General features: G+C 65.8%; 4 protein-coding genes. 1 reads left to right on the forward strand and 3 read right to left on the reverse strand.

Annotated features, from left to right (window positions below):
* Nucleotides 1-677: DNA mismatch repair MutL family protein (locus RKE40_RS29390; RefSeq protein ID WP_465248392.1), on the forward strand; the 677-nt coding region annotated here is incomplete at its 5' end.
* Between the two features lie 14 nt (nt 678-691).
* Here RKE40_RS29390 and RKE40_RS29395 read toward each other — a convergent pair.
* From RKE40_RS29395 to rsmD, 3 genes are all read right to left on the reverse strand, one after another.
* On the reverse strand, nt 692-1,063 hold the full coding sequence (locus tag RKE40_RS29395) for a DUF2019 domain-containing protein (protein WP_316021698.1): 372 nt from the start codon (nt 1,061-1,063) through the stop codon (nt 692-694).
* Nucleotides 1,060-1,713, reverse strand: coding sequence for a hypothetical protein (locus tag RKE40_RS29400; protein WP_316021699.1), 654 nt, complete (start codon nt 1,711-1,713; stop codon nt 1,060-1,062). The genes RKE40_RS29395 and RKE40_RS29400 overlap by 4 nt, the downstream gene beginning before the upstream one ends.
* Nucleotides 1,714-2,057: 344 nt before the next feature.
* A complete protein-coding gene (gene rsmD, locus RKE40_RS29405) occupies nt 2,058-2,618 on the reverse strand; it encodes a 16S rRNA (guanine(966)-N(2))-methyltransferase RsmD (RefSeq protein WP_316021700.1) in 561 nt (186 codons plus the stop codon).
* Nucleotides 2,619-2,797 lie beyond the last annotated feature (179 nt).

Genomic DNA, 2,797 nt, shown 5'->3' on the forward strand with positions numbered 1-2,797 from the left:
CGCGGGCAGAACCGCTGCAGTCGGGCTTTTCCGATTTTGCCATGCCCTCGGCCGATGCCCGCGCGCATCTCGCCGAGCCGGCGCAGGACGCGCTCGACCGGCCGCTTGGCGCCGCCCGCGCCCAGGTCCACGGCACCTATCTCATCGCCCAGACCCGGGACGGCATGGTCATCGTCGACCAGCACGCCGCGCATGAGCGGTTGGTCTATGAGCGCCTGAAGGCCGAGCGGGAGAAGAGCGGCATCGCCCGCCAGCCTTTGCTGCTGCCGGAGGTGGTCGAGCTCGACCCGGTCGACGCCGACCGACTGAACGCGGCCGCCCCCGATCTCGCCTCGCTCGGCCTCGTTATCGAGAGTTTCGGCCCCGGCGCCGTGCTGGTGCGCGAGGCGCCGGCCGCGATCGCCGGCGGCAATCTCCAGGGCATCGTCCGCGACGTCGCCGATGCGCTGGCCGAACATGGCGATGCCGGCTCCCTGGAACGGCGGCTCGACCATGTGCTGGCGACCATGGCCTGCCACAACTCGGTTCGGGCCGGGCGCCGCCTGCGGCCGGAGGAGATGGACGCGCTGCTGCGCGAGATGGAGGCGACGCCGAATTCCGGCCAGTGCAATCACGGCCGCCCGACCTATGTCGAGCTCAAGCTCAGCGATATCGAGAAGCTGTTCGGGAGAAGGTGAGGGCGACGACCACGCTAAGTCGGCTTGTAGAATCCGCTGTCGAGGCTATCGAGAGCCATGCTGGCATTGGCAGCCTGTGGATACCATTTCGAGTCGGCAATAGCCCGAAGCTCGCGGCGCGCCGCGAGAGTGTCGAGAGCGAGTGTGGCGTGAGCAGCCGTCAGCCGCACTTGCATGTTGCGATGACCGAACAGTTCCATGAGGACACGGCGCTGGTCCCCGGGGCGGGACTTCAGTTCATCTTGGATCGCCTGAATCCGGTCATAGCGCCGGTTGAAGGCGGCAATCTCATCGCGTTCCAAGGCATTGTATTGCTCGATGCAGAGCTGTTCGAAGAGTAGCTTGAGTTCGCTCGTTGAGAGGGGCTTGAGCTTGGAAAGGCTCATTTCAGCACTCCGAATTTCCTCATCGCGTAGTGTCCGACCCGCACTTGCTCGGCCCAGTCCTTGCCGCGCAGATATTCGCGAGGCGTAAGGCCACCAAACTGGGGGTCTTTCGTATTGTACCAGCCCGTGATCTCATGATGCTTGTATTTCGGCACGCTGACGACATTATCAGAGCTGTCGATCTGCGAGCGTGAGAATCCTTCGTGTCCGCCAGCCCCTTGCTCGACGATGTGATGATCCTCATAACCCGGACGCCGCTTGCCGGCATTTTGCTGGAGCTCTGAAAGTGTTTTCGGCGCATCCTGATAGGACGTGATCGAAGGGATTTCAGAATAGTGCTCAGCTACCTCGATCGCGGTGAGGAGAGCGCCAATCGGGCCGGCGCGCCGCAGGAGCTGCTTCGCGAGCGTCTTGGCAGCCTGCAAACGAGAGGGCTTATCCTTCGGCTCCTTGGGAGGCTGCGGTGGATCCAATGGCGGCCCGCCATTGTCGCCGATGCGCGGCTGTCGACCTTGGGCATAGCCCTCGACATAGATCCATTGACCACCTCCGGGGCCGCTGCCACGGCCACCTCCAGGCGCACGCGGCTGGTCGGGGTTGAAGCCGGCCTTTTCGGTGAACGCTTGAAGACGGGCGAAGGCCGCCATCATGCGCTCGCCTGCAATGTAGCAGGCCAGCGCGCGAGCGCTTAGCGGCCTTGGGCGGCTTGATTGGGAAAGCGATTGTTTGGGAAGCATCCGTGCGCATCTCCGGGACGGATACGGATACTAAGCGCGAAAATCAGGCTGGGGATAAGGTGTAAATTATCCCCGCTCGCCGCCCGGTGTCGGCGACTGCCTACGCGGATTATCATTCGAGAGGCTAGTAAGCTCTTGTCGTCCCGGGCGACCGCAGGGAGAGCTGGGACCCATCCGGAACCTAAATCGGCAAAGCTCCGGCATGGGGCCCAGATATTCGCTTCGCTCCGTCCGGTATGACTCGCGTTCCAGCGCTTTCACACTGCCCGCAGAAACCGCACCTGCGTCTCGCCATAGTCCCGGCGATCCAGTTCCTCGAAGCCTTCGGGTAGGGCGATCTCCGCGCCGGCGGCTTCCTCGAAGAGCACCAGCGCGTCCTTGGCGAGCCAGCCGCCTTCGCGCGCCGAGGCGAGGGCCCTTTCGCCCAGCCCCTTGCGATAGGGCGGGTCGCAGAAGACGAGGTCGAAGGGCGGCATCGCGCTGATCGGCCCGAGCTTCGTCGCGTCGCGCCGGAAGATCCGGCTGACCCCGGCGAGGCCGAAATTCATCTGGTTCTCGCGGATCAGCCCGCGCGCCTCCGCCCCGTCATCGACCAGGAGGGCGAAAGCGGCGCCGCGCGACAAGGCCTCGAAGGCCATCGCGCCGGTGCCGGCGAACAGGTCGAGCACCCGCGCGCCGGCGACGGCGTCGTCATAGCCATGCGCCAGCACGTTGAAGAGCGATTCCCGCAGCCGGTCCGAAGTTGGGCGGATCGCGCCGATCCCCGGCTTCGGACTGGCGAGGGGCCGCCCGCCGAAGCGGCCGCCGACGATCCGCATCAGATCGCCACGTGTCGGATGGGCATGATGTCATCCGAAAACCGGGGCCCACTTTTCGGCATCATGCCCGCCTCAGCCACGCCGGTCGCGGCCGCCACCGCCGGAACGCGGCGGGCCACCTTTGCCGCCGCCGGGGCGGGGCCCTCGGCCGCCGGGCCTGTCGCCGGAGGGCCTGTCAC

This window comes from Allobosea rubneri (genome assembly GCF_032464875.1).
GTDB lineage: Bacteria > Pseudomonadota > Alphaproteobacteria > Rhizobiales > Beijerinckiaceae > Allobosea > Allobosea rubneri.

What these genes read in the sequence shown, in the direction of transcription:
- rsmD (WP_316021700.1), bottom strand. Translation starts at nt 2,618, where the DNA reads ATGCGGATCGTCGGCGGCCGCTTCGGCGGGCGGCCCCTCGCCAGTCCG.
- RKE40_RS29395 (WP_316021698.1), bottom strand. Translation starts at nt 1,063, where the DNA reads ATGAGCCTTTCCAAGCTCAAGCCCCTCTCAACGAGCGAACTCAAGCTA.
- RKE40_RS29400 (WP_316021699.1), bottom strand. Translation starts at nt 1,713, where the DNA reads ATGATGGCGGCCTTCGCCCGTCTTCAAGCGTTCACCGAAAAGGCCGGC.